General features: G+C 44.5%; 23 protein-coding genes, 1 other RNA gene and 2 pseudogenes. 22 read left to right on the top strand and 4 right to left on the bottom strand.

The window, feature by feature from the left end; all coding sequences use genetic code 11:
- Positions 1-80 precede the first annotated feature (80 nt).
- Complete coding sequence (locus tag HMPREF9378_RS02565) at positions 81-899, top strand: ADP-ribosylglycohydrolase family protein (RefSeq protein WP_002914136.1); 819 nt, start codon at positions 81-83, stop codon at positions 897-899.
- Between the two features lie 93 nt (positions 900-992).
- On the opposite strand, the gene gshAB is transcribed toward HMPREF9378_RS02565, so the two are convergent.
- Positions 993-3,245, bottom strand: a complete 2,253-nt coding sequence (gshAB, locus tag HMPREF9378_RS02570; RefSeq protein ID WP_032911323.1) for a bifunctional glutamate--cysteine ligase GshA/glutathione synthetase GshB — start codon at positions 3,243-3,245, stop codon at positions 993-995.
- Positions 3,246-3,542: 297 nt separating this feature from the next.
- On the opposite strand from gshAB, the gene HMPREF9378_RS02575 reads away from it, so the two are divergent.
- The 11 genes from HMPREF9378_RS02575 (at position 3,543) to HMPREF9378_RS02620 (ending at position 13,925) form a co-directional block, all read left to right on the top strand.
- The gene (locus HMPREF9378_RS02575; RefSeq protein WP_002899212.1) at positions 3,543-4,835 is read left to right on the top strand and encodes an adenylosuccinate synthase; all 1,293 of its coding nucleotides are present in this window, start codon (positions 3,543-3,545) and stop codon (positions 4,833-4,835) included.
- A 243-nt stretch (positions 4,836-5,078) separates the two neighbouring features.
- Positions 5,079-5,549 (top strand): tRNA adenosine(34) deaminase TadA, encoded by a 471-nt coding sequence (gene tadA / locus HMPREF9378_RS02580; RefSeq protein WP_002914134.1) that lies wholly within the window; start codon positions 5,079-5,081, stop codon positions 5,547-5,549.
- A 12-nt stretch (positions 5,550-5,561) separates the two neighbouring features.
- Positions 5,562-5,659, top strand: an RNA gene (ffs, locus tag HMPREF9378_RS11345) — signal recognition particle sRNA small type.
- A gap of 382 nt (positions 5,660-6,041) precedes the next feature.
- Positions 6,042-7,391: a glucose-6-phosphate isomerase gene (locus HMPREF9378_RS02585; RefSeq protein WP_032911308.1), complete on the top strand. Its 1,350-nt coding sequence runs from the start codon at positions 6,042-6,044 to the stop codon at positions 7,389-7,391.
- Between the two features lie 134 nt (positions 7,392-7,525).
- A complete protein-coding gene (locus HMPREF9378_RS02590; protein WP_002914133.1) occupies positions 7,526-8,383 on the top strand; it encodes a hypothetical protein in 858 nt (285 codons plus the stop codon).
- Between the two features lie 79 nt (positions 8,384-8,462).
- Complete coding sequence (locus HMPREF9378_RS02595; protein WP_002914132.1) at positions 8,463-9,398, top strand: hypothetical protein; 936 nt, start codon at positions 8,463-8,465, stop codon at positions 9,396-9,398.
- 30 nt (positions 9,399-9,428) lie between these two features.
- Positions 9,429-10,442 (top strand): hypothetical protein, encoded by a 1,014-nt coding sequence (locus HMPREF9378_RS02600; RefSeq protein WP_002914131.1) that lies wholly within the window; start codon positions 9,429-9,431, stop codon positions 10,440-10,442.
- Between the two features lie 350 nt (positions 10,443-10,792).
- A complete protein-coding gene (gene dapD / locus HMPREF9378_RS02605) occupies positions 10,793-11,491 on the top strand; it encodes a 2,3,4,5-tetrahydropyridine-2,6-dicarboxylate N-acetyltransferase (protein WP_002905478.1) in 699 nt (232 codons plus the stop codon).
- A gap of 76 nt (positions 11,492-11,567) precedes the next feature.
- Positions 11,568-12,701 carry an N-acetyldiaminopimelate deacetylase gene (locus tag HMPREF9378_RS02610; protein ID WP_032910570.1) on the top strand — a complete coding sequence of 378 codons (1,134 nt, stop codon included), beginning with the start codon at positions 11,568-11,570 and terminating at the stop codon, positions 12,699-12,701.
- Positions 12,702-12,721: 20 nt separating this feature from the next.
- Complete coding sequence (locus HMPREF9378_RS02615) at positions 12,722-13,258, top strand: 5-formyltetrahydrofolate cyclo-ligase (protein WP_002914127.1); 537 nt, start codon at positions 12,722-12,724, stop codon at positions 13,256-13,258.
- Positions 13,242-13,925 carry a rhomboid family intramembrane serine protease gene (locus HMPREF9378_RS02620; protein WP_002902117.1) on the top strand — a complete coding sequence of 228 codons (684 nt, stop codon included), beginning with the start codon at positions 13,242-13,244 and terminating at the stop codon, positions 13,923-13,925. The genes HMPREF9378_RS02615 and HMPREF9378_RS02620 overlap by 17 nt, the downstream gene beginning before the upstream one ends.
- Before the next feature lie 99 nt (positions 13,926-14,024).
- On the opposite strand, the gene galU is transcribed toward HMPREF9378_RS02620, so the two are convergent.
- Positions 14,025-14,930: a UTP--glucose-1-phosphate uridylyltransferase GalU gene (gene galU, locus HMPREF9378_RS02625; protein ID WP_002893959.1), complete on the bottom strand. Its 906-nt coding sequence runs from the start codon at positions 14,928-14,930 to the stop codon at positions 14,025-14,027.
- A gap of 16 nt (positions 14,931-14,946) precedes the next feature.
- Positions 14,947-15,969, bottom strand: coding sequence for an NAD(P)H-dependent glycerol-3-phosphate dehydrogenase (locus HMPREF9378_RS02630; protein ID WP_002902119.1), 1,023 nt, complete (start codon positions 15,967-15,969; stop codon positions 14,947-14,949).
- A 159-nt stretch (positions 15,970-16,128) separates the two neighbouring features.
- Here HMPREF9378_RS02630 and HMPREF9378_RS02635 point away from each other — a divergent pair, with 159 nt between their 5' ends.
- The 4 genes and pseudogenes from HMPREF9378_RS02635 (at position 16,129) to HMPREF9378_RS11895 (ending at position 19,606) form a co-directional block, all read left to right on the top strand.
- Positions 16,129-17,835 carry an ABC transporter ATP-binding protein gene (locus HMPREF9378_RS02635; RefSeq protein WP_032910568.1) on the top strand — a complete coding sequence of 569 codons (1,707 nt, stop codon included), beginning with the start codon at positions 16,129-16,131 and terminating at the stop codon, positions 17,833-17,835.
- Position 17,836: 1 nt separating this feature from the next.
- A pseudogene (locus tag HMPREF9378_RS11905) lies at positions 17,837-17,975 on the top strand (ABC transporter ATP-binding protein); the annotation flags it as partial.
- Positions 17,951-18,682: pseudogene (locus tag HMPREF9378_RS11900) on the top strand (ABC transporter permease); the annotation flags it as partial. The pseudogenes HMPREF9378_RS11905 and HMPREF9378_RS11900, both read left to right, overlap by 25 nt.
- A gap of 135 nt (positions 18,683-18,817) precedes the next feature.
- Positions 18,818-19,606 (top strand): ABC transporter ATP-binding protein, encoded by a 789-nt coding sequence (locus tag HMPREF9378_RS11895; protein WP_373276230.1) that lies wholly within the window; start codon positions 18,818-18,820, stop codon positions 19,604-19,606.
- Between the two features lie 117 nt (positions 19,607-19,723).
- On the opposite strand, the gene HMPREF9378_RS02645 is transcribed toward HMPREF9378_RS11895, so the two are convergent.
- The gene (locus HMPREF9378_RS02645; RefSeq protein ID WP_002914124.1) at positions 19,724-21,697 is read right to left on the bottom strand and encodes a peptide ABC transporter substrate-binding protein; all 1,974 of its coding nucleotides are present in this window, start codon (positions 21,695-21,697) and stop codon (positions 19,724-19,726) included.
- A 228-nt stretch (positions 21,698-21,925) separates the two neighbouring features.
- Between HMPREF9378_RS02645 and HMPREF9378_RS02650 the strand changes: the two genes are divergently transcribed.
- The 6 genes from HMPREF9378_RS02650 (at position 21,926) to radA (ending at position 26,434) form a co-directional block, all read left to right on the top strand.
- Positions 21,926-22,615, top strand: coding sequence for a gamma-glutamyl-gamma-aminobutyrate hydrolase family protein (locus HMPREF9378_RS02650; protein WP_002893948.1), 690 nt, complete (start codon positions 21,926-21,928; stop codon positions 22,613-22,615).
- 265 nt (positions 22,616-22,880) lie between these two features.
- Entirely contained in the window at positions 22,881-23,330 is a 450-nt protein-coding gene (locus HMPREF9378_RS02655; protein WP_002914123.1) for an 8-oxo-dGTP diphosphatase, read from the top strand.
- Positions 23,331-23,414: 84 nt separating this feature from the next.
- A complete protein-coding gene (locus HMPREF9378_RS02660) occupies positions 23,415-23,858 on the top strand; it encodes a dUTP diphosphatase (RefSeq protein ID WP_002899178.1) in 444 nt (147 codons plus the stop codon).
- A 1-nt stretch (position 23,859) separates the two neighbouring features.
- Positions 23,860-24,375 (top strand): histidine phosphatase family protein, encoded by a 516-nt coding sequence (locus HMPREF9378_RS02665; RefSeq protein ID WP_002914120.1) that lies wholly within the window; start codon positions 23,860-23,862, stop codon positions 24,373-24,375.
- Positions 24,376-24,428: 53 nt separating this feature from the next.
- Positions 24,429-25,061, top strand: a complete 633-nt coding sequence (locus HMPREF9378_RS02670; RefSeq protein ID WP_002902135.1) for a methyltransferase domain-containing protein — start codon at positions 24,429-24,431, stop codon at positions 25,059-25,061.
- 5 nt (positions 25,062-25,066) lie between these two features.
- The gene (gene radA, locus HMPREF9378_RS02675; RefSeq protein ID WP_080555468.1) at positions 25,067-26,434 is read left to right on the top strand and encodes a DNA repair protein RadA; all 1,368 of its coding nucleotides are present in this window, start codon (positions 25,067-25,069) and stop codon (positions 26,432-26,434) included.
- The last annotated feature ends 72 nt before the right edge of the window (positions 26,435-26,506 follow it).

Here is a 26,506-nt window from a genome sequence, read left to right as displayed (position 1 = left end):
AGCGCGCGACTGCGCTTGTTTTTTGGGGTTAGGAAGCATTTTAAGACTAAAAATAGTATAATAAAACAAAGGAGGCTAGTATGAACCAATCTTTGAAAGCGGCAGTCTATGGTTTGGCGGTAGCTGATGCATTAGGAGTTCCGTGTGAATTCTTGACCCGTGGCAGTTTTGAAGCGGTTGAGATGGTGGGCTATGGCAGCCATCAGCAACCTGCTGGAACTTGGTCAGATGATACTAGCCTTGTTTTGGCGACCTGTGATTCTATTAGGGAAAAAGGTAAGATTGACCCTGTCGATATGCAGCAGCGGTTTAAAAATTGGCTCTTCGAGGGAGCCTACACGCCAGATGGTTTGACCTTCGATGTAGGAAATGCGACTCGCGAAGCTTTGACAAGAGGACACGGTCTGTCTGATGAATATTCCAATGGAAATGGTTCTTTGATGCGGATTCTTCCCCTAGCCTTTACGGCAGTTGGTCCGTCTGATATTGAGGCTGTTTCCAGTATTACACATGCCCATGCGACTTCCGTAGAGGCCTGCCAGCTTTATGTGGATATTGCTCGTAGGCTCTCAAAAGGCCAGCAACTACCGGAAATACTATCAGGCTTAGAGACTAGCAAGACCTATGCTCGTTTGGAAACTTTAGCAGAGCTGACCGAAGATGACATTCGCTCTACTGGCTATGTGGTGGATACCTTGGAAGCAGCGCTGTGGTGTCTGCTGACTAGCACTTCTTATCTGGAAACTGTCCTGAAAGCTGTTAATTTGGGCGATGACACTGATACAGTAGCAGCAGTTGCTGGCGGCTTGGCTGGTATCATCTATGGTTTGGAAGGGATCCCTGACAACTGGCTAGCCCAGCTGCGCCATAAAGAACTGTTGGAAAGTTGCTTGTTTTAAGCTTGTAAGTCAAATACCTATTGTGCTTGTTATAGAGTTTTGCCATAGCTATCAAACAAAAATCGCAAGGAATACCCTGCGATTCGTCTTTTATCAGTCCATTTCTGGGAAAAGTTTAGCAAGTATTTTAGGGGTGATGCTTTGTCCCGGCCCCTCAGCGCAATAGGTGTGCATATACATAGAGGGGTTGAAGTTTAGCTCGATGCAGGTACAGTTGGGATTTTCCTTTGTGGAAATAGCAGAGCTGTCAGGGATAATCAGGTCAACGCCACAAGCCCAAGCTCCCATAGCCTTTGCCATGTCCGCAGCGAGTTCCTTATAAGATGGGTGCATGCTGTCTGTGACATCAATCGAGTCTCCACCGGTAGAAATATTGGAATTGCGCCGCAAGTCAACTTTGACTCCAGCAGGCAGGATATCGTCGGGTCCATAACCTTGCTGGTCTAACATGAGCAGTTCAATGTCCCCCAGTTCAATGATTTCGAGTGGTGATCGATGATCTCGACCCCGCAGGGGATTGTCATTTTTGATGGCAACCAATTCTCTCACGGTATGCTGACCGTCTCCTACGACATTGGCTGCTACTCGCAAGAGGACTGCCTCACACTGACCGTCTAAGACAAAGAAGCGGTACTCCGTTCCAGCGATAAATTCTTCGACTAAGACAGCAGCGTCTTCTGAAAAGGCAATCTCTAAAGCCTTGCGATAAGATTCCAGGCTAGCTGGTTCTTGGAAGATGGAGATGCCTAGTCCGAAGTTGGTTGACTTGGGTTTGACGACAATTTGATGATCCTTAATCAAAGGGTAATAGGCCAGTCCCTCTTCAAGAGAAGAAAATTCTGCTCCAGCTGGAACGGGAAAGTCAGCTGCAGCCAAAATCTTTTTGGTGACTGTTTTATTGGCCATGGCCAGAGGGATGACATAGTTATCCTTGGAGGTCATATTGCCGTTCTTGACATATTCCACATGGTGACCATGCCAAAGCTTGAGAAATTGGTCATTTTCATCTAAAATTTCAAAGTTTAGACCTCTTTGTATGGCATCAAAGAGTAGCATTTGAGTAGATAATTCCATATTCTCGTAGCCTTTGAGGGCATAAGGAGCAGTCCAAGCATAGCGGTGATACTCCTCTGCTTTTTCTAATCCAAAGGCCATTAAGGAATCTTGCTGGATATGAGGCAGGAGCTGGCCAGATAGGGTTAGCTGAGGATTCAGAAGTGCTTCTTTAAGTTGCTGAAGCAAGGTTTGGTAGTAAGTTGGCAGTTCAAAATGTTGAATGAGCTCTTCCATAGCTTGGAGAAGTGCTGAGCTGTCTGCTTCATCGGGCAGAGCAGTCAGCGGGTGGCTACAAGCAATCTTTTGGTTCAAGTCGTGGGCAGCTTTTAATACTGCATCAACATTTTCTACATCATCTAGCCAGAGCAGGCTCAGTAAAAAGAGATGGACGGTATCTAAGGTCTCTTGGCTAATGCCTAAATGGTCAAAAGGATTGAGGTCAAAGCAGCGGAATTCCAGATAAGTGATGCCTTGCTCCAGATAGGCACGATTGTGCTTCTGTCCACGGAAGCGAACGGCTGAGTAAAATTCCTTTTCAGCGCTGAGCTCGCCTGACTGAACGTAGTTTTCAATATCAGTTACATATTGCTCCAAAGAAGCGTAGGACACCTGAATATTTTCGTCATTGACATAGCCATAGTCACTGTTGCGAAAAGAGCGGATAGGCTGGGGAATGTCCTGCCTGTAGAAGCCAGCTTCTGCCAAAGGGGCAGCACCATAGAGATAGGTTAAAATCCAGCGGAAGCGCAGAAAGTTTCGAGCCAGCTTGAGATAGAGGTCATTTTTAAAGTCCTTGAGCGAATGGTGGGAGCTGGCTTGAAAGAGAGCAGTGACCAGATCTTTCCCAAGCTCCATATTATAGTGGATGCCGGAGATAGCCTGTAGTTTTTTACCATATTTTTCCGCTAAGCCCTCTCGGTAGTGGCGTTCATAGTCGTTTTCCAGATGGGCGATGGCAATCTCTTCTTCCGTCAGCTGTGGTGGCATGGATAGAGGCCAGAGGCGTTCATTCTGGTCAATCGAGCGACCAGCTACATCGCTGATAGCTCCCAGTAAGCGACGTGCTTCCTTAGTCGAGTGAGCGATAGGTGTAATTAGTTCCAGTTGTTGCTCGCTGAAGTCTGTTTGGATGGTCGGGTGGAAATTACGGGAACCAAGCTGACTAGGATGGGCAGTTTGAGCTAAGTGCCCGTCAGCTGTCACCCGCAGATTTTCCCTCTCCAGACCAAAGGTCGCTTGGAGAATAGGGCTTGTTGTATTTAGTTTCTGCAGTAATCGATTAATCGTCATCATTTCACCGTCCTATGATAGTAATTTTAGTCTATTACAAACAGAAAAAGAAAACAAATTTTCGCTACGATTTTACAAAAATTCCGAACTTTTATTTTTAATAAACTAATAAATTTCAGAAAATACAGATTTTGTGAAAATTTAATTCGTTTTCAAAAAGGAAAAAGCAAATCAAGAATGGATCCCACCTTGAAAAATTGTTAAATTTTTCATATAATGAGGTATAAAACATAATCGCAGGTGAGATTCCTGCCTGCTTTTCAAGAAAGGAAGAGCTGCTTCAGCTCAGACAGAATTATGACATCAGTAGTTGTTGTAGGAACCCAGTGGGGAGATGAAGGAAAAGGGAAGATTACAGACTTCCTTTCAGCCAATGCCGAAGTGATTGCCCGCTATCAGGGTGGTGACAATGCCGGCCATACCATCGTGATTGATGGCAAGAAGTACAAGCTGCACCTGATTCCGTCAGGGATTTTCTTCCCAGAAAAAATCTCTGTTATAGGAAATGGAATGGTGGTTAATCCTAAATCTCTGGTCAAAGAATTGAACTATCTGCATGAAGAGGGTGTGACGACAGACAACCTTCGTATCTCTGATCGAGCGCATGTCATCCTGCCTTACCATATCGAGTTGGATCGTCTGCAGGAAGAAGCAAAAGGTGACAATAAAATCGGGACGACAATCAAGGGAATCGGCCCTGCCTATATGGACAAGGCTGCTCGTGTCGGTATCCGCATTGCTGACCTTTTGGATAAAGATATTTTCAGAGAGCGCTTGGAGCGGAATCTAGCTGAGAAAAACCGCCTCTTTGAGAAGTTGTACGATAGTACAGCAATCAGCTTTGATGATATTTTTGAAGAATATTATGAATATGGTCAGCAAATCAAGCAGTATGTGACGGACACTTCTGTTATCCTCAACGATGCGCTGGATCAAGGGAAACGAGTGCTCTTTGAAGGGGCTCAAGGGGTTATGCTGGATATTGACCAAGGGACTTATCCATTTGTAACTTCTTCTAATCCAGTTGCAGGGGGAGTCACCATCGGTTCCGGTGTTGGTCCGAGCAAAATTGACAAGGTAGTTGGTGTCTGCAAGGCCTACACCAGTCGGGTCGGAGATGGACCATTCCCAACAGAGCTTTTTGATGAAGTTGGTGACCGCATTCGTGATATCGGCCACGAATATGGCACTACCACTGGTCGCCCACGTCGGGTAGGTTGGTTTGACTCGGTTGTTATGCGCCATAGCCGCCGTGTATCAGGGATTACCAATCTTTCGCTTAACTCCATCGATGTCTTGAGTGGTCTGGATACAGTGAAAATCTGTGTAGCTTATGACTTGGATGGCCAAAGAATCGACCACTACCCAGCTAGTCTGGAACAGCTCAAGCGCTGCAAGCCGATTTACGAAGAGCTGCCAGGCTGGTCAGAGGACATCACTGGAGTCCGCAGTCTGGAAGACTTGCCAGAAAATGCCCGTAACTATGTTCGCCGAGTGAGTGAGCTGGTTGGCGTTCGCATTTCTACCTTCTCAGTCGGTCCTGGTCGTGAGCAGACCAATATCTTGGAAAGCGTCTGGTCTAATTTATAAAAAAGTCAGCACAAGGAAATTGCTTCTTGTGCTTTTTTGTAAGAAAATTTCATCTTAAGATTCATTTAAGATATATATTTTATGCTAATAGCATAAACAAAGACCTCCTAACTTTGTTTAAAAATCCTAAACTTTTTCATAATAATCTCCTGAAAGTCACCTCAGTGGTGGCTTTTATTTTTTCTGAGAAGTGCAGCAGGCTTGTGGTATAATGAGATAGACGACTATAGTTTTAGAAAGACAATGATGAATTATACGATTGAAGAAAAAGAAGCATTTATGCGGGAAGCTTTAAAGGAGGCGGAGATTGCCCTAGCTCATGATGAAATTCCTATCGGCTGTGTTTTGGTTAAAGAAGGTAAGATTATCGGCCGCGGTCACAATGCACGTGAGGAGCTGCAACGGGCTGTTATGCATGCGGAAATAATGGCTATCGAAGAGGCGAATCGGCATGAAAATAGCTGGCGCTTGCTGGATACAACGCTTTTTGTGACTATTGAGCCATGTGTCATGTGTAGCGGAGCGATAGGTCTAGCACGCATACCCCATGTGATTTACGGAGCAGCAAATCAAAAGTTTGGAGCAGCTGGCAGCCTTTATGATATTCTGACGGATGAGCGCCTGAATCACCGAGTAGAGGTGGAGACAGGTGTCCTCCAAGAAGAGTGTGCTCAAATCATGCAAGATTTTTTTAGAAATCGTCGCCAAAAGTAAAAAAATGTGATATACTATTCATGGAGCAACAGTTTTGCGTGAAGCGGGTCAGGGGAGGAATCCAGCAGCCCTAAGCGATGTAAGCTGTGTGCTCTTTTTCTATGCCTCTTAACGAATCAACTCCGAAGGAGGAAGATGAGTTTAGAGACATTGACGCAGTTTGAGCGAAGCTAGAACTAGGTTCCGATGTTGAATGAATCAAGCCTGCAAGGCGCAGATGAATATTGGAGCAGTGAATCTAGTTCGAACGGATCTGAAATGAATTCAGCTGACATTCAATCTTAAGAAGCATATTGGTTTTCTTGTCAATCGAAAATATTCTTCTCAATAGGCCTAAAATTTGTTGACTTACGCAAACGATTGCTTTCAGATGGCTACTAGGATTAGCTCATTTATAAAAAATTAAATTGGAAGCGTTTTAAAACAATAAATTACTTGCTAAATAAGTATGAAAGCGATATGATAGAGTGGAATAAAAAATGGAGGAATATCATGTCACATATTAAATTTGATTATTCAAAAGTTTTAGATAAATTTGTTGCCCCACATGAAGTGGAGTATATGCAATCACAAGTAACAGCAGCAGATGAATTGATCCGCAAAGGAACTGGTGCTGGAAGCGACTTTTTGGGATGGTTGGACCTTCCTGAAAACTATGACCGTGAAGAATTCGACCGCATTTTGAAAGCTGCTGAGCAAATCAAATCAGACAGCGATGTCTTGGTTGTGATTGGTATCGGTGGATCTTACCTTGGTGCCAAAGCAGCCATTGACTTCTTGAATCACCACTTTGCTAACTTGCAAACAAAAGAAGAACGCAAAGCGCCACAAATCCTTTACGCTGGAAACTCAATTTCATCTACTTACCTTGCTGACTTGGTAGAGTATGTTGCAGACAAAGACTTCTCAGTAAACGTGATTTCTAAATCAGGTACAACAACTGAACCAGCTATTGCTTTCCGCGTCTTCAAAGAACTCTTGGTTAAGAAATACGGTCAAGAAGAAGCTAACAAACGTATCTACGCTACAACTGACCGCCAAAAAGGTGCTGTTAAGGTTGAAGCAGATGCTAATGGTTGGGAAACATTTGTTGTTCCAGATGACATCGGTGGACGCTTCTCAGTATTGACAGCAGTTGGATTGCTTCCAATCGCAGCATCAGGAGCAGATATCAAAGCTCTTATGGAAGGTGCCAATGCAGCTCGTAAAGATTACACTTCAGACAAACTTTCAGAAAATGAAGCTTACCAATACGCAGCCGTTCGTAACATCCTTTACCGCAAAGGCTATGCTACTGAAATCTTGGTAAACTACGAGCCATCACTTCAATACTTCTCAGAATGGTGGAAACAATTGGCTGGTGAATCAGAAGGGAAAGATCAAAAAGGGATCTACCCAACTTCAGCAAACTTCTCAACTGACTTGCACTCATTGGGTCAATTTATCCAAGAAGGAACTCGCATCATGTTTGAAACAGTTGTCCGTGTTGATAAACCACGTAAAAACGTGATTATCCCTAGCTTGGAAGAAGACCTTGACGGACTTGGTTACCTTCAAGGAAAAGATGTTGACTTCGTTAACAAAAAAGCAACTGACGGTGTTCTTCTTGCCCACACTGATGGTGACGTACCAAACATGTACGTGACTCTTCCAGAGCAAGACGCTTTCACTCTTGGCTACACTATCTACTTCTTCGAATTGGCCATTGCCCTTTCAGGTTACTTGAATGCAATTAACCCTTTTGACCAACCAGGGGTTGAAGCCTACAAGAGAAATATGTTTGCCCTTCTTGGTAAACCGGGGTTTGAAGAATTGAGCAAAGAATTGAATGCACGTTTGTAATACGAAACGCAGCCTCCCTTAGGGGAGGTTTTTTGATTGGAAGAATAATTTATGTTATAATATTGTAAAATTTGTCATTGTTTTTCAATATTTTCGCAATATGACAAATCAACAAAAATGATAAGGAGAAAACCATGTCAGATAAAGATGGACAAGGTCAAGTGCAAGGGGCTTGGCAAGAAAATCAAACTAGCCAGCCAATGCAAGGGAATTTCCAGCAGATTCAGCCGCAAGAATTACCTGATAAGAAAGGCAATATCGGAAAAGTCATAGGACTTTCAGTTTTTGCTATTATAATTGGTCTTTTGATTGGCAGCGGTTCAGCTTATTTTATCGGCAAGCAGGCGCAGACAAATAAGGATATTCAAAGGATTAAACGTTTAAGTAAGGCTCAGGAAGAAGCCAAAGACAAGAGTGACAGCTTTACTACAGACGAGCAGTCGGTTCAGTTTAATTGGACTTTGAAAGACTTGGGACGGTTGAGCTATACAAATGATGAAGGATTAGGTCTGACGGCTGATCAAATCGTTGAAACTTATGGCTTGGCTAGTTCAGCAGAATATGATCGTAATCGTCTGTTACTTCGATGGGGCCCTTCTGTCAGGGACAAGGAGCAAAATATTTCTTTTCAATTTGATAAAGTTGACCAGAATTACTATCTGAAGCAAGTGGTAGTTGGAGATTCTTTTAAAGAATATAGAAAAGGGAAGGAAACGACGGATTGGAGCGTATTATCTCCCAAAGACCTTGAACGTTTGAAAGAAGGAGACAAGGAAACGGGTGAAGGAGGAACAGCTTTATCAGAGGTCCTGAAGAAGCATCCTGTTCCGTCAGAAATTGTCATCACAACCGAACGTGACGTAGATAATAAGATTATCTCCAATCGTCTGATTGCTGAGGTGACTTATAAAACAGAAGATGGTTATGAATACCTATTGTTTGTAGGCCAGCCAGATGGAAATTTCTTATATATAAAGTCAGAGGAAATGTAAGTTTTTAGTTATTTAGTTTATCTTTTGTAACTGACTGCTTTCAAAGCATTTCGTTATTAAAAGAGAACTGATAAGACTATTGGAAATAAACAAGAAAGAGGAAAGAAGATTGACAGAACAGCAAACACAGCATTCTTTTGAGCCTTCAAGGAATGCTCAGTCGCAAGAGAAATTCCCGCATCATTTTCAATCTCAGCAAGGCCATGTTTCAAGTCCGCAGGGACCAACCCCACCTTTGACCAAGAATAAATCTTGGAAAGGAATCCTGATAGGCGGAGCCTTGCTCTCTCTTGGTCTTGGACTAATCGGAGGGGGAATCTGGGGTTATGGAATGGGAGTAGCGGATGTTATCAAAGGAGAATATCCTGTACTTCATCCTTTGGCAGATGCTAGGGAATCAAAGAGAGATCAATCAAATCAGTACATTGACCCTGATACTACTGAGTTCAAGTGGGACATTGATAGTTTGTCAGAGTTACGGTTCAATACTATTCAGACAGATACGAATGGTACTTCTGTGGAAGATATTCTTGATAAATATGGCAAGGCTTTAAAAGAAGAAATCTCTCGTGACAGCCTTGATTTAGAGTGGGGAACGCTTCAAGATTCTGATGATGAGGAGGACTGGCCAGTTTATTATACAGATCAAACTGCTTCTCTGGATTTTGAGAAGAAAAAAGATGGTTTCTATCTGAATAGCCTTCATATCTATAATATTCGCTTTGAAGGAAGCAAGCATAATGCTGAGGACGAAGCGATGGCGGCTGATTACTTTGAAAAATTGAAAAAAGGTGATGCAAAGACTGGTAAGGATGGCATTTCCTATAAGGAAGTTTTTAAGGAATATGGCAGTCCGAGGAGTATCTCTATTCGTGTAGATGAAGATTTCAGTGAGGATACTAGTCAAACCATTATGGAGGTGGCTTATGACGCTCCTAATGATGGAACTTATAGGTTGTTATTCGTTCAGCAGGAGGACGGAAACTATCTTTTGTCCACTACTGCCAATAAATAAAATAGAACTCAAATAATAAAAGGAGAAACGATGTCAGAACAAAATAAACCGCAGGAACAATCTTTAGAAGGATTGGCTCCGTACCCACAGCAAGTCCAGTCATCAGACTCAGGACAATTTGTAGCTAACTCAACAGAGGAGCAGCCTCTTCCAACAGAAGGGGGCGGTCCTGAAATGCCGATTCCTAATCAAGATTTTGGTGTTCAGCAACCATTTTTCGACGCCCCTCAGCAGCAGATGCCTCAGCAGGATAATTGGGGAAATCCTGCTTTTCAAAAAGAAATTCCTCAGGGATTTAATCCAGCTGGTCAGAACTTTACCGGACCACAGCAAGCTGCAAACTTCGCTGGCCAGCCAAGTCCAGAGCCAAAGAAAAATAGTACGGGCAAGCTGATAGGATTTTTAGGAATAGGTCTGGCAGCGGGACTATTGCTAGGAGGTCTTGGCGGCTATTTCCTAAATGATTTTATGGGTGGGGGAAGTGTGCCAAGTCTGTCTCGAAAGGGACATCAAAGCGATGTTGCTTCTTTTGTGGCTCCGTCAAAAGAGGATGTGTATGAGTGGGAAGTGAAAGACCTTGAAAAGCTGAGCATTGTTAGTGCGGATGATGAAGGATTGACCCCTGAACAAGTAGTCAAAGATTTTGGCTTGGCTAGCAGTGTGACGTTTCAGGAAGAAGGACTCTCATTGTCTTGGTTACCTGACTCTAGTTACACCACTCTGACCTTTATGAAACACGAGGATGGCAGCTACCATCTTCAGGGTATGAGTATTATGCCCGGCAGTGATGGCTATAATAAAAAGGTATCTAGCCAGATTACAGAGAGCTTAAAGACAGGTGATGCGGAAACAGGCGAGGGCGGTTCTTCCTTTAAAGAAGTAATCAAGGAATACCCAGAATATCAACATATCTCAGTTTATGGGGATAGTGAATCAGAGCCGAAGATGCTTGTAAACTATGAAACCTCTTCAAATAAGGAGATAACTTTGACTTTTATCCGTCAGGAAAATGGACAGTACCTATTGAGTAATCTTTCTAAATAGAATAAATGAATAGGAGTGCTTGTCATACAAGCTGGAAGCTCTGAATGGTACGCAAAAGATTAAAATGACCATTGATGCCAACAGTGGGAACATTTTGAACGAAAGAATTAAATAATATCGTTGGTATATAAGTTTGGAATTGCTTTGTTGGGCACGGACGAGAGTTCGTGTCTTTTTACAATCTGTATCTCATGTAGAGAGTCTTATAGGAGTTTTGCAATCCCCTTTTTTGTGTTATAATATTGTCTAATCAAGCTTCTTGGTTTACTTCAATTGTTCTTCAAGTTGTTGGAGATTGCGAAGATAAACAAACTAAAAGGCTAAATCATTCACGAATCGAGGGAAAAATCATGTCTGCTACTAAAATGAACGCTCAAGAAATTATCAAATTTATCGCTGATGCCAAGAAAAAAACTCCGGTCAAGGTAACCTTTGATGGAGAATTGCACGGATCAATCCCTTGGTCTGTTGTGAAGTTAGGCAATGTTCTTTTTGGAGACTGGGAAGAAATCAAGCCGCTCCTAGCGAACTTAGAGGAAAATAAGACTTATGTCGTAGAGCAGGATGCCCGCAACTCAGCGGTGCCGCTTTTGGATAAGCGTGACATCAATGCCCGCATTGAGCCGGGCGCTATTATTCGAGACCAAGTTGAAATTGGCGACAATGCTGTCATCATGATGGGGGCGGTCATCAATATCGGTGCGGAGATTGGTGCTGGGACCATGATTGATATGGGCGCTATTCTGGGCGGCCGAGCGATTGTCGGAAAAAACAGTCATGTCGGTGCTGGTGCTGTTCTGGCGGGAGTCATTGAGCCGGCTAGTGCTGAGCCAGTTCGGGTTGGAGACAATGTGCTGATTGGTGCCAATGCGGTTGTAATCGAAGGTGTACAAATTGGCAGTGGTTCCGTTGTTGCGGCCGGTGCGATTGTGACCCAGGATGTTCCGGAAAACGTAGTGGTTGCTGGTGTTCCGGCACGAGTTATCAAGACCATTGACGAGAAGACCCAGCAGAAGACAGCTCTGGAAGACGCCCTGCGTACTCTTTAAAAATGGCATAAAGATGAATTGATTGGGCCTAGCCCAAAACTTTGACAGGTCTGACAAGATTTTAAAGGAAAGAAAAATGCTTGATTATCTGAACATTCGCCGTGATTTACACCAGATACCAGAAATCGGTCTGGAAGAATACAAGACTCATGCCTACCTGATGCAGGTCATTGATGGACTGACAGCAGGTCTAGACTTTGTGGAAATCCGAACTTGGCGAACTGGTATTTTGGTCTTTATCAAGGGAAGTTCACCAGATAAGACGATTGGCTGGCGGACAGATATTGATGGTCTTCCGATTGTGGAGGATACAGGCCTGGACTTTGCCAGCACTCATGAAGGCCGGATGCATGCCTGCGGACACGATATGCACATGACGGTGGCTCTAGGACTGCTGGAGCAAGCTGTGAGCACTCAGCCTACCCACAATCTGCTTTTTCTCTTTCAGCCTGCTGAGGAAAATGAAGCTGGCGGAATGCTCATGTATGAAGATGGTGCCTTTGGCGACTGGCTGCCGGATGAGTTTTACGGCCTCCATGTGCGGCCGGATCTCAAAGTTGGCGATATTGCCACTAATAGAGGAACGCTTTTTGCTGGCACCTGTGAAGTCAAGCTGACCTTTAAGGGGAAGGGGGGCCATGCGGCCTTTCCTCATGAAGCCAATGATGCTTTGGTGGCGGCTAGCTACTTTATCACCCAGGTGCAGACCATTGTCAGCCGCAATGTCGATCCTATCGAGGGAGCGGTTGTGACCTTTGGTTCGCTCCATGCTGGCACGACCAACAATGTCATCGCAGAAACGGCCTTTTTGCATGGCACCATTCGGACTCTGACTCAGGAGATGAACCTCTTGACTCAGAAGCGCTTACGGGAAATAGCAGAGGGTCTAGCCCAAAGTTTCGGTCTGGAATTGGACTTGGAACTCAAGCAAGGTGGTTATCTGCCTGTAGAAAATCATCCTGACCTAGCAGACGAATTAATGGACTTTTTCCAGAAGGAAGAAGGAGTGGAGCTGATTGATATTGCGCCGGCTATGACAGGCGAGGACTTTGGCTATCTGCTCAGCAAGGTCAAGGGCGTCATGTTCTGGCTGGGAGTGGATAGTCCCTATGCCCTCCATCATCCCAAGATGACACCGGATGAGGCAGCACTGCCCTTTGCTATTGAAAAGATTGGGAAATTCCTAGATTATAAAATCAACGAAAGATAAGAAAAAGGTGGACGAGCTGCATGAAAAAAGAGCTGAGACAAACTGTACTGAACCAGATGAAGAAACTTGCAGGAAAAGAAAAAGAGCAGGCAGATAGCTGGCTGACCCAGCACTTGCTCAGTTCAGCAGCTTATCAAAAAGCTCAGGTTATCGCTACTTATCTTTCAATGCCGCATGAAGTCTCTACTGCAGCCTTTATCAAACAGGCTCAGTTAGATGGTAAGCGGGTTTTAGTGCCCAAAACCTATGGCCAGGGACGGATGATATTTGTGGATTATGATGAAAGTTACCTGCAAAAGAGCTCTTTTGGCCTTATGGAGCCGATGAGCGAAGAGGCTGTGGAGAAGACGGAGATTGATCTGATTCATGTGCCGGGTGTGGTTTTCAATTCTCAAGGCTTTCGGATTGGTTACGGCGGTGGCTACTATGATCGCTATCTAGCTGATTTTGCTGGGGCGTCTATCAGCAGCATCTATAGTTTTCAAAAATCTGATTTTGAGCCTGATTATCACGATATAGCAGTAAAGGAGGTGTTGACTTATGAACTACATCTATGATAAAAAATATCCTGTGACCAGTATTTTGCTAATTCTGACAACGCTTGTCTTTGTGGGGATGCTTATTTTACGTGGCTTTTCTTATGCTGAAGCACAAACGGTCTTTGAATTTGGAGCAGTGTATTCTCCAACTATTATCATGAATCCTATTCAGATATGGCGTCTCTTTTCTGCTATCTTTGTGCATATTGGCTTGGAGCACTTTGTGGTAAATGTTATTACTCTTTATTTTATTGGACGGCAGGCAGAAGACATTTTTGGCTCGCGAAATTTCTTTCTGCTCTATATGATGTCTGGCCTAATGGGAAATATCTTTGTCTTCTTTTTCAGTCCGGATGCTCTATCAGCAGGAGCTTCAACCGCCTTGTTTGGACTTTTTGCCTCTATCGTGACCCTGCATTATGTCGTTCGTGACAGCTACATTCAGCAGCTGGGGCAGTCTTATATGACCTTGATTGTGGTCAATATCATCTTTAGTTTCATGCCTAGTATCAGCTTGGCGGGGCATTTGGGAGGTTTGATTGGTGGCATACTCTGTGCGGTCATTCTCCCTATCAAAGGCTCAAGCAATGCTTTTAAACCTGCTCAGCGCTGGCTAGTCTTGTTTGGCTATCTAGCCTTGGCTGCCCTTCTGATTTTTCTAGGCTTTCATCATTCCTTGATTTAACAAGTATGTATAAATAACTGGCGAAATATAAAAAAAGAGGTTGAAAACCTCTTTTTTTATAGCTGAAATTTTATTTTTAAGGCTAGTTGTTTGGATTAATTATTTTTTACTTTGTTTTTTCTCTAATGTATGCCCCAAGTCAATGATATACTGCTTCAAGGAGTCTTTGACCTGCGGATGCTTGAGGGCGTAGTCGATTGAAGTCTTCATAAAGCCGAACTTGTCACCGACATCATAGCGATCGCCCTTGAATTCGCGAGCGAACACGCGCTGCGTCTTGTTAAGAGTATCAATCGCATCGGTCAGCTGAATCTCATTTCCAGCACCTGGCGCTTGTTTTTCCAAGATTTCAAAAATTTCTGGTGTCAGCAGGTAGCGGCCGATAATAGCCAAATCACTCGGTGCATCTTCAGGTTTTGGTTTTTCGACGAAAGTTTCCACGCTGTAGAGACCTTTGACACCTTCACCTTGAGGGGCAATCACACCATAAGAGGAAACTTCATCATGAGGGACCTGCATGACAGCGATGGTAGAAGCATGAGTAGCCTCGTAGTCATCAATCAATTGCTTGGTCAGCGGCACAGCCTTATCATTGGTGATGTCCATAAGGTCATCGCCAAGCATGACAACGAAAGGCTCGTTTCCTACGAAAGCCTTGGCCTGAAGGACAGCATCTCCCAGTCCGCGCGGATGGCTTTGACGGATGAAGTGCAGACCGATACCAGTGGTTTCATCAACTAATTTGAGCAAATCGTCTTTACCCTTTTCTTTGAGATTGTATTCTAATTCAAAGTTTGAGTCAAAGTGGTCTTCGATGGAGCGTTTTGATTTACCTGTGACAACTAGAATATCTTCAATTCCAGATTTGAGAGCTTCCTCAACGATAAACTGGATGGTTGGCTTGTCAACGATTGGCAACATTTCTTTGGCTAGTGCTTTAGTAGCTGGCAGGAAGCGGGTTCCGAGACCAGCTGCAGGGATGACGGCTTTCTTAACTTTTGACATAATTATTTCCTTTCTATTAGAACGAAGTCCATTCGTTCTCAGCCTTGAATTCATTGTTCATAATTTCATAAATGGCTTCTTTGATATTCCAGTTTTGATAAATAACCTTATAAATAGCCTGTGTAATCGGCATATAAACATCGAGCTCTTGGGCCAGTTCATAGGCAGCCTTGGTGGTGGAAATTCCTTCGATAACCATGCCCATATTGGCTTCAATATCAGCTAACTTCTCGCCGCGTCCTAGAGCATTGCCGGCCCGCCAGTTGCGGGAGTGGACAGAAGTCCCTGTGACAATCAGGTCACCGACACCAGATAGGCCGCTGTAAGTCAGAGGATTGGCTCCTAACTTGACACCTAGACGCGTGATTTCTGCTAGACCGCGTGTGATAATTGCGGCCTTGGCATTGTCACCATAGCCTAATCCGTGGAGAGCACCGGCTCCGACTGCGATGATGTTTTTCAGAGCGCCTGCAGTCTCCACTCCGATAACGTCGGTATTGGTGTATAGGCGGAAGTAGTGATTGCTGAAGAGCTCCTGCACATACTTAGCTGTTTCCAGATCCTTAGAAGCAGCGGTGATCAGGGTAATATCGCGTACAATGGTTTCCTCAGCATGGCTGGGACCTGAGACAACGACAATCTCGCTGCGTAGCTCTGCAGGGATTTCTTCTTCCAGGATAGTTGAAATCCGTTCGTGAGTATTGGGCTCTAGTCCCTTGGAGGCGTGCATGATTTTTACCTTGTGGTCCAGAGCTTGAGCTACTTGTTTGGCTACCAGACGGGTTACCTTGGTAGGAACGACAAAAAGCACAGCATCCGCATCTTTTAAAGCTTCTTCTAGGTCATGATAGGCCTTGATCTTTTCGTCCAGTACAATATCTTTGAAATAGCGTTTATTGGTGTGTTCGTCGTTGATTTCGTTGATTTGTTCAGCGATATTTCCCCAAATACGAACCTCATGTCCGTTGTCATTTAACACTTGTGATAAGGCCGTTCCCCAAGAACCAGGACCAATCACAGCAACTCGTTGTTTATCCATATCTTCTCCTTATGATGAAATTCCGAGTCTGAATTTAAATCGGTTTTAGAGTCTATATCTCATTTTACCATATAATATAAGAAATTTCTTGCTTGACATTGTTTTTATGTGTGATATAGTAAGGAAACTAAGTCAAATATGAAAAAAGTAGGAGGAAGCATGTTTTTTAAAAGTCTATTACGGTATAAATGGTATGCCCTGAGTTCGCTTTTGATGACCTCATTGATGATTGCCAGCTCTCTTTTACTGCCCTGGTTTTTAAAGCACATATTAGATGCTTTGCAGGAGCAAAATAGCCAGACCATCTACAGTATGGGCGGTTGGCTGATTGGCATCGGTTTTGTCGGGCTGGTGGCAGGAGGAATTAATGTGACCTTGGCGGCTTACATTGCCCAGGCTGTCTCTTCAGATCTCCGTGAGGAGACTTTCCGCAAGATTCAGACCTTTTCTTATGCCAATATCGAGGAATTCAACGCTGGTAATCTAGTCGTGCGGATGACGAATGACATCAATCAGATTCAAAATGTAACTATGATGCTCTTTCAAATTCTTCTTCGACTGCCCATTCTTTTTATCGGATCAGTTATCTTGGCCATTGTGACCATGCCCTCTCTCTGGTGGATTATCTTCTTGCTGATTGTGCTCATAGCTGGTCTAACGGCTGTCATGATGGGGATGATGGGGCCTCGTTTTAAGAAATTCCAAACTCTTTTGGATAAGATTAATGCCATTGCCAAGGAAAATCTTCGTGGTGTGCGAGTGGTCAAGTCCTTCGTTCGGGAGGAAGACCAGTTTCATAAGTTCAGTCAGGTGTCTGATGAACTTTTATCAGAGAATCTCTATATTGGCTATGCATTTTCAATCATTGAGCCGATGATGATGTTGGTCGGCTACAGCTCTGTTTACTTGGCTATCTGGACTCTGTCTGGCATGATTCAGGCGGAGCCAGGACTGGTCAGCTCTATCGCTTCTTTTATCGGTTATCTGAGCCAGATTATTTTCACTATCATTATGGTTGGCTTCTTGGGAAATGGTGTGACGAGGGGGATCATTTCTATCCGTCGGATCAAGGAAGTATTGGCAACGGAGCCAGCTATGGCTTTCCCAGACTCGCCTGATGAAGAACTAGAAGGTAGCCTCAGCTTTGAGCATGTGACTTTTTCCTATCCCAATGATGACGAGCCAATGCTAAAGGATATCAGCTTTGAGGTTGAGCCGGGGCAAATGATTGGCGTTGTCGGTGCGACAGGTGCTGGTAAGTCTACCTTAGCCCAGCTGATTCCCCGTCTTTTTGACCCGCAGGAAGGTTCTGTCAAGATTGGCGGCCGGGATCTGCGAGAGCTTAGTCAGGGAACTCTTCGTAAAAATGTTTCCATCGTGCTCCAGCGGGCGATTCTATTTAGCGGGACCATTGCGGACAATCTCCGTCAGGGCAAGCTCAACGCTTCGCTGCCTGAGATGGAGCGGGCGGCTCGTATTGCCCAAGCTAGTGAATTTATCAGCCGTATGGAAGAGAGTTTTGACAGTGCAGTGGAGGAGCGTGGCAGCAACTTCTCTGGCGGTCAGAAGCAGCGGATGTCCATTGCCAGAGGTGTTGTCAACAATCCCAATATTTTGATTTTAGATGATTCGACCTCAGCCTTGGATGCCAAATCGGAAAAGCTGGTTCAAGAAGCCTTGAACAAAGAGCTGCAGGGAACGACGACAATTATCATCGCTCAAAAGATTAGCTCCGTCGTTCATGCAGATAAGATTCTGGTCTTGGATCAAGGACGGCTGATTGGCCAAGGGACGCATGCAGAATTGGTCGCCACTAACGATGTCTACCGCGAGATCTACGAAACTCAGAAAGGAAAGGAGGACTAAGATGCGGACGATTGCATTTTTCTGGCAATATTTTAAGCGTTACAAATTATCCTTTGTCATTGTGCTCTTGATGATGGTAACAGCGACTGTTTTTCAGGTCCTTTTTCCGGTTTATGTCGGTCAGGCTGTTCAGCATTTGGTTGAGCTGGGACGGGCTTTTGCGGAGAAGGGTGAGACTGATCAGATTCTGTCAACTTTTGGCAGCGTCATGGGCAGTGTATTGGTGTCCTTTGTCTGCCTGTCTGTTTCCAGCTTGATTTACATGGTTTTGATGACCCGAGTTATTGCCCATTCGACCAATGAGATGCGCAAGGGCCTGTTTGGCAAGCTGTCCAAGATGACAGTTGCTTTCTTTGACCGCCATCAGGATGGAGACATTCTGTCGCGCTTTACCAGCGACTTGGACAATATCCTGCAGGCTCTAAACGAGAGTATGATCCAGGTTATGAGCAATGCCTTACTCTATCTGGGCCTCGTGATTATCATGTTTGTTCAAAATGCTAGATTGGCCTGGATAACGGTAGCTAGCACGCCGGTTGCTTTTCTTCTTCTAGTGGTCATTGTTAGGCTGGCTCGGAAATACACCAATCTTCAGCAAAAAGAAGTCGGCTGCCTCAATGCTTATATGGACGAGACCATTTCCGGTCAGAAAACCGTTATCGTTCAGGGGATGCAGGAGGAGGTCATCAAAGGTTTTATTGAGCAGAATGACCGAGTACGTTCAGCAACTTTTAAAGGCCGAACCTTTTCAGGCCTTCTCTTCCCAATCATGAACGGGATGAATTTGATTAATACAGCCATCGTTATTTTTGTTGGTTCGGCTGTCTTACTGAGCGACCCTAATGTTGAAACGGCTGTTGCAGTTGGCCTGATTACCACCTTTACTCAGTTTTCCCAGCAGTACTATCAGCCTATCATCCAGATTGCAGCCAGCTGGGGCAGTTTGCAGTTGGCTTTTACAGGGGCTGACCGGATTCAGGAGATGTTTGATGCGCCGGAGGAAGTCCGGCCAGAGAATGCACCTGCATTCACAGAGCTCACAGACTCCGTGGAGATCAAGCATGTGGACTTCTCTTATGTGGAAGGCAAGCCTATTCTCAAAGACGTATCTATTTTAGCTCCTAAGGGCAAGATGACGGCTGTTGTCGGCCCTACTGGATCAGGTAAGACGACCATTATGAACCTGCTCAATCGCTTTTATGATGTAGATAGTGGCAGCATTGAGTTTGACGGTCGTGACATTCGAGATTATGAGCTAGATAGCCTACGGAGCCATGTGGGGATTGTCTTGCAGGATTCGGTGCTCTTTAGTGGTACGATTCGGGACAATATCCGCTTCGGTGTGCCGGATGCTAGTCAGGAGATGGTAGAAACGGCTGCGCGTGCGACTCATATCCATGACTATATCGAAAGTCTGCCAGACAAATACGATACCCTGGTAGATGATGATCAGAATATTTTCTCAACTGGGCAGAAACAGCTGATTTCCATTGCTAGAACATTGCTGACGGATCCGCAAGTCTTGATTTTGGACGAAGCGACTTCTAATGTCGATACGGTGACGGAGAGTAAGATTCAGCAAGCTATGGAAGCCGTTGTGGCTGGCCGAACTAGCTTTGTCATTGCTCACCGTCTCAAGACAATCCTCAATGCTGACCAGATTATCGTCCTCAAAGACGGAGAGGTCATTGAACAGGGCGATCATCACCAACTCCTCAAACTAGGTGGCTTCTACTCAGAACTTTATCACAACCAGTTTGTCTTTGAGTAAGATGGTTGGTTTTGCAGCTGTATAATCAGCTAGGCTTTTGAAGAATCAGATAGAAAATTAAAAAAATCCAGCAGGTTTCTTTTCCTACTGGATTTTTAATTGACATCAAAGTAGTGATTATTTCACATGTTTAGTCAGATCCTCTTGGGCCTTTTTATTGGATTCCTCTTTTTCTTTTTTCCACTTTTCTTGGGCCTTCTGATAGTCTTTAGTCGTGACAATCTCATCACTGATTTCCACGTATTTATGGTAGTTGGCATCTTTTGTACCTGTCTGAGCATAAGAGTTGGTAAATGGCACAATCCGAGAAATGAACGGTGCTGCTCCTCTGCTGCTCATAGTTGGCACAACGAGGGCACTATCTGTCAGCCATGCTTGAGCTGCAGCATATTTTTCATAACGCTTGTCAACATCTTGTGTTTCGTTTCCGGCTTCTTCGATCAGTTTACTATACTCATCTAGTCCTACAGCTTTAGCAGCAGCATTGTCTTTGCCTTCAAATCCAAGGTAGGTTCTGGTCTGAGTGCTGTTACCTGGCACTAAAATGTCCAGGTAAGTAGATGGATCTTGGTAGTCTGGATCCCAGGCAACGAGACCGTTGATATCCCAGTCTTCCTGGCTAGCAGCTTCAGCATTGAAGGTGATGTTTAGTGCTTCGTCCTCAGCCAGCATCTGTAGGTCTACAGAGACATTGTCCTTTCCTAACGCCTCTTCTAATGATTGTTTCAGAGATTGCATACGGTTGACGAAGTTAGTAGAATTCTGAGCGACAGGAACATCTAGGTGAATTGGGAATTGTACGCCTTCATTTGCAAGAGCCTGCTTGGCTTTGGCAAATTCCGCTTTGGCTTTGTCAGCATTGTGGAGACCGTCTTGGCCGTCATCCAGCTTGATACCTTTCCACTCGTCACCATAGGAAGCCAGTGATTCTTCGACCAGAGTGCCAAATTCCTTACCATTGGCTTGTACGAAAGTTGGCGGAACAAAGAGATTACGGACAGCTGGCTTGGCTGCATCTTCTCCGTTGACCTGAGCTGAATAGCTTTCGCGGTTAAGGGCAAAGGCTAGAGCTTGGCGGAAGTCCTTGTTTAGCAGAGCTTTTTTGGTAGCTTCTTTTTGTTCATCGCTGGTTTTAGAAGTGTGGTTATAACTTTGACGGTCAATGTTAAAGCTGATTAGACCGACCCCCGCTCCTGCTTCTGTCATGAAGATATTATCTTTGTATTTCTCAGCGATTGAGGAATAACTGGAAGTGGCTGGGTAGAGTCTTGCCAAACTGTAGCCGCCATCCCCAAAGGTCCGCGCTAGTGAATCTTGGTCAGAACCATCGTAGTAAGACAGTTTGACACCATCAATCTTGACCTTGTCCTTATCCCAGTAGTTAGGGTTCTTCTCAAATTCGACAGAGGATTTAGAAGTAATGGATTTCATGATAAATGGACCGTTATACAGAATGGAGTCGGCTTTGGTTGCCTGACCGAATTCCTTGCCTTGCTTTTCTAGGAAGGCCTCGTTGACCGGCATCATAACACCTGATGTTGTTTTAGAGTTCCAGTAGGTTTCAGGCTTGTTGAGTGTATATTGGACCGTATGATCGTCCAGTGCCTTAACTCCAACAGCTGAAAAGTCCTTGTTGGTACCAGCTGCATATTCACTCAGCCCCTTGATAGAATCTTGGATAAGAGGGAGAGCGTCTGATTTGATATCAGCAGCATGTTTGATACCTGCCACAAAGTCCTGAGCCGTGACATCTGCGTATTCTTCGCCATCAGCGGTATACCACTTGGCATCTTTGCGCAGCTTATAGGTATAGACGAGACCATCTGGAGAGACTGTCCAATCTTCTGCGATAGACGGAGCTAAGTTTCCATATTTATCATTTTCCAGCAAGCCATCTACACCATTTGTAGTCAGCTCGTGGGTAGACCCCTTTGCCGACTGGATGTAGTCCAAAGTCGTTGGATCAGACGTAAAGACATAGCTGTAGATTTTTTTGCTGGATTGGGAACTTCCGCCTCCAGAGCAAGCTGTAAGTAAGCCGACAGAGAGCAGAGTGAGCCCTGCGGCAAGAAGAATATTTGATTTTCTCATAGGGACCTCCAAGTCATGAGTTTTTACACTGCTTATTATAACAAATTTCTGCCAAAAGTAAATAATTTTCTGATAATTCTGAAATATTTTTCTAAATTTTAAAAAAGAGATTTATAGTGTTGCATATTCTGATAAAAAATTTTTATAACCAGCTTTAAAAAAATCTATTGGACGGCTTCGCAGAGGAGTGGTAAGATATACTATATCAAAATAAGGGGGAATCACGGTATGTGCAGAACTATTGTTGGAATTTCAGCCAATCTTTGTCCAGTCGATGAAGCTGGGAAAAATATTCACACCTCTGTCTCACGCAAGTTTGTGGACGGCGTACGAATGGTTGGTGGCCTGCCGATGGTGATTCCCGTTGGGGATAAAAGTTTAGTTCAGGATTATGTAGAAACGATTGACAAGCTTATTTTGTCAGGCGGGCAAAATGTTCACCCACAGTTTTATGGGGAAGAGAAGACCATTGACAGTGATGACTACAATATTGTCCGCGATGAGTTTGAGTTGGCACTCTTGAAAGAAGCCCTGCGCCAAAACAAGCCTGTCATGGCTATTTGCCGCGGTCTGCAGTTGGTAAATGTTGCTTTTGGCGGTACTCTTAATCAGCATATCGAAAATCACTGGCAGGGCTTGCCATTTGGTACTTCGCACTCCATTCGTACGGAGAAAGATAGCGTTGTGGAGCGCTTGTTTGGTCAGGCTAGCCAGATTAATTCGGTCCATCGCCAAAGCATCAAAGACTTGGCGCCTAATTTCCGCGCGACAGCTTTTGATCCCAGAGACAATACCATCGAAGCGATTGAATCGGTTGACAATCATCGTATCATAGGTCTTCAATGGCATCCGGAGTTTTTAATAAACGAAGAAAAGGGAAATCTGGAGCTATTTCAGTACCTCTTGCAAGAGCTGTAAAAAATTATTTTATTTTTTTAAGTTACTTTTAGGAAAATTTAAGATAAGTGTTCTATACTAAGACCATAAACAAAGACCTCCTAACTTTGTTTAGAAATCCTAAAACTTTTCTTTTTCATAATAATCTCCCTATAAGAACCGCCCAATTGGCGGTTTTTTTGCTTGAAAGGCTGAGAAATCTAGATTTTCATCAATTTGATGTCTTTTATGTTATAATGAGTCACAAGTAGGCCGAGCGAATCGGTCGGTAGATGGAGGAATAGAGATGTCAAGAGCGGAGCGAGTTATTTTAACAAATATGTGTATGGTTTACGATGGAGACCGCATTTTAGTGCAAAATAAAGTAAATGATGATTGGACCGGCCTTTGCTTTCCAGGTGGCCATGTTGAAAATCGTGAATCCTTTGTCAAATCAGTGATACGGGAAGTCAAGGAAGAAACGGGTTTGACTATCTATGAGCCTCGCTTGTGTGGTGTCAAGCAGTTTTATACCGAAAAGGATGAACGTTACATCGTTTTTCTTTACAAAACCAATCGTTTTGAAGGAGAGCTGGTCTCGTCCGACGAAGGAGAAGTGTTCTGGATTAAACGCGAGGATCTTGATCACCACTCGCTGGCCTTGAGCTTTAAAGAAATGTATCAAGTTTTCACATCAGATTTGACGGAGCAGTTTACCTATCTGGATAATGGAGAGATCATCAGAAATCTATACTAGGGAGAATCGCCAATCGGCGGTTTTTTTGCTTGTTTTTTACGAATTTAGTATAATAGGGACAGCAAAAATAGAAAAGAGAAATACATGAAAATTCGCGGATTCGAGCTGGTTTCCAGCTTTACAAATGAAGATTTGCTGCCCAAGAGAGAGACGGCTCACGCAGCTGGCTACGACTTGAAAGTGGCAGAGCGTACCCTCATTGCGCCAGGGGAGATTAAGCTGGTTCCGACTGGTGTCAAGGCCTATATGCAGCCGGGCGAGGTGCTTTATCTCTACGACCGCTCGTCCAACCCTCGTAAAAAAGGCCTGGTCTTGATTAACTCCGTTGGGGTCATTGACGGCGACTACTATGGCAATCCTGGAAACGAAGGCCATATCTTTGCTCAGATGAAAAACATCACTGATCAGGAAGTCGTCCTCGAAGTTGGGGAACGTGTGGTTCAGGCTGTCTTTGCACCATTTCTGATTGCTGATGGAGATGAAGCAGAAGGTGTGCGGACCGGCGGATTTGGGTCGACAGGACATTAGCATGAAAATCATTTTTATCCGTCACGGAGAACCAGATTATTCACTTTTGGAAGAAGCTGGTTACACTGGATTTGGACTAGATTTGGCTTCCTTGTCGGCTGATGGTCGTCGGATGGCGACAGAGGCCGCTGATAATCCTTTGCTGGAACAGGCGGAAATTCTGATCTCCTCTTCTGTGACGCGGGCTTTGGAGACGGCCTCCTATTTGATTCGAGACCGCCAACTACCGCTTTTTGTGGAGCCTTTTCTACATGAATGGCAGGTATATGAAAGTGGGACAGAAAAGTTTGAGCAGGCTCGGAAGCTGTTTTTTGAAAATAAAGGCTCACTTCCTGCAGGAAGTCCTGTCCGGTATGAGACGGCTGAGCAGATGAAAGCCCGCTTTTTGCGCACCATAAGCAAATACAGAGACTACGAGACGGTAGCTCTTGTAGTCCATCGCATGCTCATCCGCCAGTTTGTAGCTGATCAGCAGATTGATTTTTGCCAGTTTGTTGAATGTGAACTGAAGTTTTAATTTTTTCGCTGTAAAAAGAATCTTAACAAAAGTATTTAGAGATAAAAGAAAATATGAAAGAATTTAAGAACAAGGACTATGCAACAGAAATTCGTCAGAAAATTCCAGGCTATGATGTGATGCTAGATGTGATTTTCCGAGGAGTATTGCTCAGGTTAGCACCCAGTTTAAAAGTCGATAAAGTGTTAGCTTTGGCAAGCCAGACGGATGAGTTGAATGCTTTGGCATCCTTATTTCCTAAGGCAGGGGTGACCGTTGTGGAGCCAAGTGAGGCGATGCTGCAAGAGCTTAAAAGACAGGTTCATCTGCCTCAAGCAGAGTATCTTAATAGTCGATTTGAAGAAGCAGTGCTGCCTTCTGCTTATCAGATTTGTTCTTGCTTGCTAGTGTTGCAGTTTGTTGAGAATCCCAGCTTTTTTCTTCAAAAAATTTATGATTCTTTAGGTGAAGGTGGCCTTCTGATTCTTAGCTTTTTTTCCAACCAGCAACTAGGCTATTGGAAAACACTTGCTTCAGAGCTAGGAGCCAATCAGCAACAAGTTCAGCGTACTTATGAGAATCAAGCTGGTTTGATGAATTCCCTCTCGCCTCAAGAAGTTGCAGACATGCTAGAAAATGCTGGCTTTACTAATATAGAGCAGGTGTGTCAGGTCTTATCTACTTTTGTTTGGATTATTAGAAAATAAGGAGAATCACCATCGCTAAGAAAAAAACGACCTTTGTCTGTCAAAATTGTGAATATCATTCGCCCAAGTATCTAGGCCGTTGTCCTAACTGCGGCTCTTGGTCTTCTTTCGTTGAGGAAGTAGAGGCTGCAGAGGTCAAGCATGCCCGTGTTTCCTTGACAGGCGAAAAGACCCGGCCCATGAAGCTGGCTGAGGTCACTTCGATTGATGTCAATCGGACCAAGACGGAAATGGACGAGTTCAACCGTGTGCTGGGTGGTGGCGTAGTGCCTGGTAGTCTGGTTCTGATTGGCGGGGATCCCGGTATCGGGAAATCCACCCTGCTTCTGCAGGTATCCACCCAGCTTTCCCACCAGGGCATCGTCCTATATGTCAGTGGGGAGGAATCAGCTGAGCAGATTAAGTTGCGGGCGGAGCGTCTCGGTGATATTGACAGTGAATTTTATCTCTACGCCGAGACCAATATGCAAAATATCCGCACGGAGATTGAGAAAATCAAGCCAGATTTTCTGATTATCGACTCTATACAGACGGTGATGTCGCCGGAAATTTCCAGTGTTCAAGGCTCTGTTTCTCAAGTTCGAGAGGTGACAGCTGAGCTCATGCAGCTGGCCAAGACCAATAATATTGCGACCTTTATCGTTGGTCACATGACCAAGGAAGGAACCTTAGCTGGTCCTCGAACTTTGGAGCACATGGTGGACACCGTGCTTTATTTTGAGGGTGAACGTCAGCATACTTTCCGTATCTTGAGAGCAGTCAAGAACCGCTTTGGCTCGACCAATGAGATTGGTATTTTTGAGATGCAATCTGGCGGGCTAGTTGAGGTTGTCAATCCCAGTGAAGTCTTTCTGGAAGAGCGTCTGGACGGCGCGACAGGCTCGTCTATTGTCGTGACCATGGAAGGAACGCGGCCGATTTTGGCTGAGGTGCAGGCTTTGGTGACACCGACCATGTTCGGCAATGCCAAACGAACCACGACTGGACTGGACTTTAACCGAGCCAGCCTCATCATGGCTGTTCTGGAAAAGAGGGCGGGACTCCTCTTGCAAAATCAAGATGCCTACCTCAAGTCTGCTGGCGGCGTCAAGCTAGATGAGCCAGCCATTGATTTGGCAGTAGCGGTAGCCATTGCTTCCAGCTACAAGGATTTACCTACCAATCCTCAAGAGTGCTTTATCGGTGAAATTGGCCTGACTGGCGAAATCCGACGGGTCAACCGCATCGAGCAGCGCATCAACGAAGCAGCAAAGCTGGGTTTCACCAAAGTCTACGCTCCTAAAAACGCTCTGAACGGCCTCAAAGTTCCAGACAATATCCAAGTCATTGGTGTGACGACGATTGGGGAAGTGTTAAAGAAAGTATTTTCTTGATTAAAGTAGTATTGCGAAAAGTTGTTGTGCGTGCTATAATATTGCTAGAAAAAATAGGATTTATCTGGAATT

The sequence above is a fragment of the Streptococcus sanguinis SK1 = NCTC 7863 genome (assembly GCF_000194945.1).
GTDB lineage: Bacteria > Bacillota > Bacilli > Lactobacillales > Streptococcaceae > Streptococcus > Streptococcus sanguinis.
This window is presented reverse-complemented; position numbering and strand designations above follow the sequence as displayed.

Coding starts and splice junctions, on each gene's coding strand:
- HMPREF9378_RS02565 (WP_002914136.1), top strand. CDS start 81: ATGAACCAATCTTTGAAAGCGGCAGTCTATGGTTTGGCGGTAGCTGAT.
- HMPREF9378_RS02590 (WP_002914133.1), top strand. CDS start 7,526: ATGTCAGATAAAGATGGACAAGGTCAAGTGCAAGGGGCTTGGCAAGAA.
- HMPREF9378_RS02660 (WP_002899178.1), top strand. CDS start 23,415: ATGAAAATTCGCGGATTCGAGCTGGTTTCCAGCTTTACAAATGAAGAT.
- HMPREF9378_RS02600 (WP_002914131.1), top strand. CDS start 9,429: ATGTCAGAACAAAATAAACCGCAGGAACAATCTTTAGAAGGATTGGCT.
- HMPREF9378_RS02655 (WP_002914123.1), top strand. CDS start 22,881: ATGTCAAGAGCGGAGCGAGTTATTTTAACAAATATGTGTATGGTTTAC.
- dapD (WP_002905478.1), top strand. CDS start 10,793: ATGTCTGCTACTAAAATGAACGCTCAAGAAATTATCAAATTTATCGCT.
- HMPREF9378_RS02665 (WP_002914120.1), top strand. CDS start 23,860: ATGAAAATCATTTTTATCCGTCACGGAGAACCAGATTATTCACTTTTG.
- HMPREF9378_RS11895 (WP_373276230.1), top strand. CDS start 18,818: ATGTTTGATGCGCCGGAGGAAGTCCGGCCAGAGAATGCACCTGCATTC.
- HMPREF9378_RS02620 (WP_002902117.1), top strand. CDS start 13,242: ATGAACTACATCTATGATAAAAAATATCCTGTGACCAGTATTTTGCTA.
- tadA (WP_002914134.1), top strand. CDS start 5,079: ATGATGAATTATACGATTGAAGAAAAAGAAGCATTTATGCGGGAAGCT.
- HMPREF9378_RS02670 (WP_002902135.1), top strand. CDS start 24,429: ATGAAAGAATTTAAGAACAAGGACTATGCAACAGAAATTCGTCAGAAA.
- HMPREF9378_RS02630 (WP_002902119.1), bottom strand. CDS start 15,969: ATGGATAAACAACGAGTTGCTGTGATTGGTCCTGGTTCTTGGGGAACG.
- HMPREF9378_RS02585 (WP_032911308.1), top strand. CDS start 6,042: ATGTCACATATTAAATTTGATTATTCAAAAGTTTTAGATAAATTTGTT.
- HMPREF9378_RS02575 (WP_002899212.1), top strand. CDS start 3,543: ATGACATCAGTAGTTGTTGTAGGAACCCAGTGGGGAGATGAAGGAAAA.
- galU (WP_002893959.1), bottom strand. CDS start 14,930: ATGTCAAAAGTTAAGAAAGCCGTCATCCCTGCAGCTGGTCTCGGAACC.
- gshAB (WP_032911323.1), bottom strand. CDS start 3,245: ATGACGATTAATCGATTACTGCAGAAACTAAATACAACAAGCCCTATT.
- HMPREF9378_RS02610 (WP_032910570.1), top strand. CDS start 11,568: ATGCTTGATTATCTGAACATTCGCCGTGATTTACACCAGATACCAGAA.
- HMPREF9378_RS02650 (WP_002893948.1), top strand. CDS start 21,926: ATGTGCAGAACTATTGTTGGAATTTCAGCCAATCTTTGTCCAGTCGAT.
- HMPREF9378_RS02635 (WP_032910568.1), top strand. CDS start 16,129: ATGTTTTTTAAAAGTCTATTACGGTATAAATGGTATGCCCTGAGTTCG.
- HMPREF9378_RS02645 (WP_002914124.1), bottom strand. CDS start 21,697: ATGAGAAAATCAAATATTCTTCTTGCCGCAGGGCTCACTCTGCTCTCT.
- HMPREF9378_RS02615 (WP_002914127.1), top strand. CDS start 12,722: ATGAAAAAAGAGCTGAGACAAACTGTACTGAACCAGATGAAGAAACTT.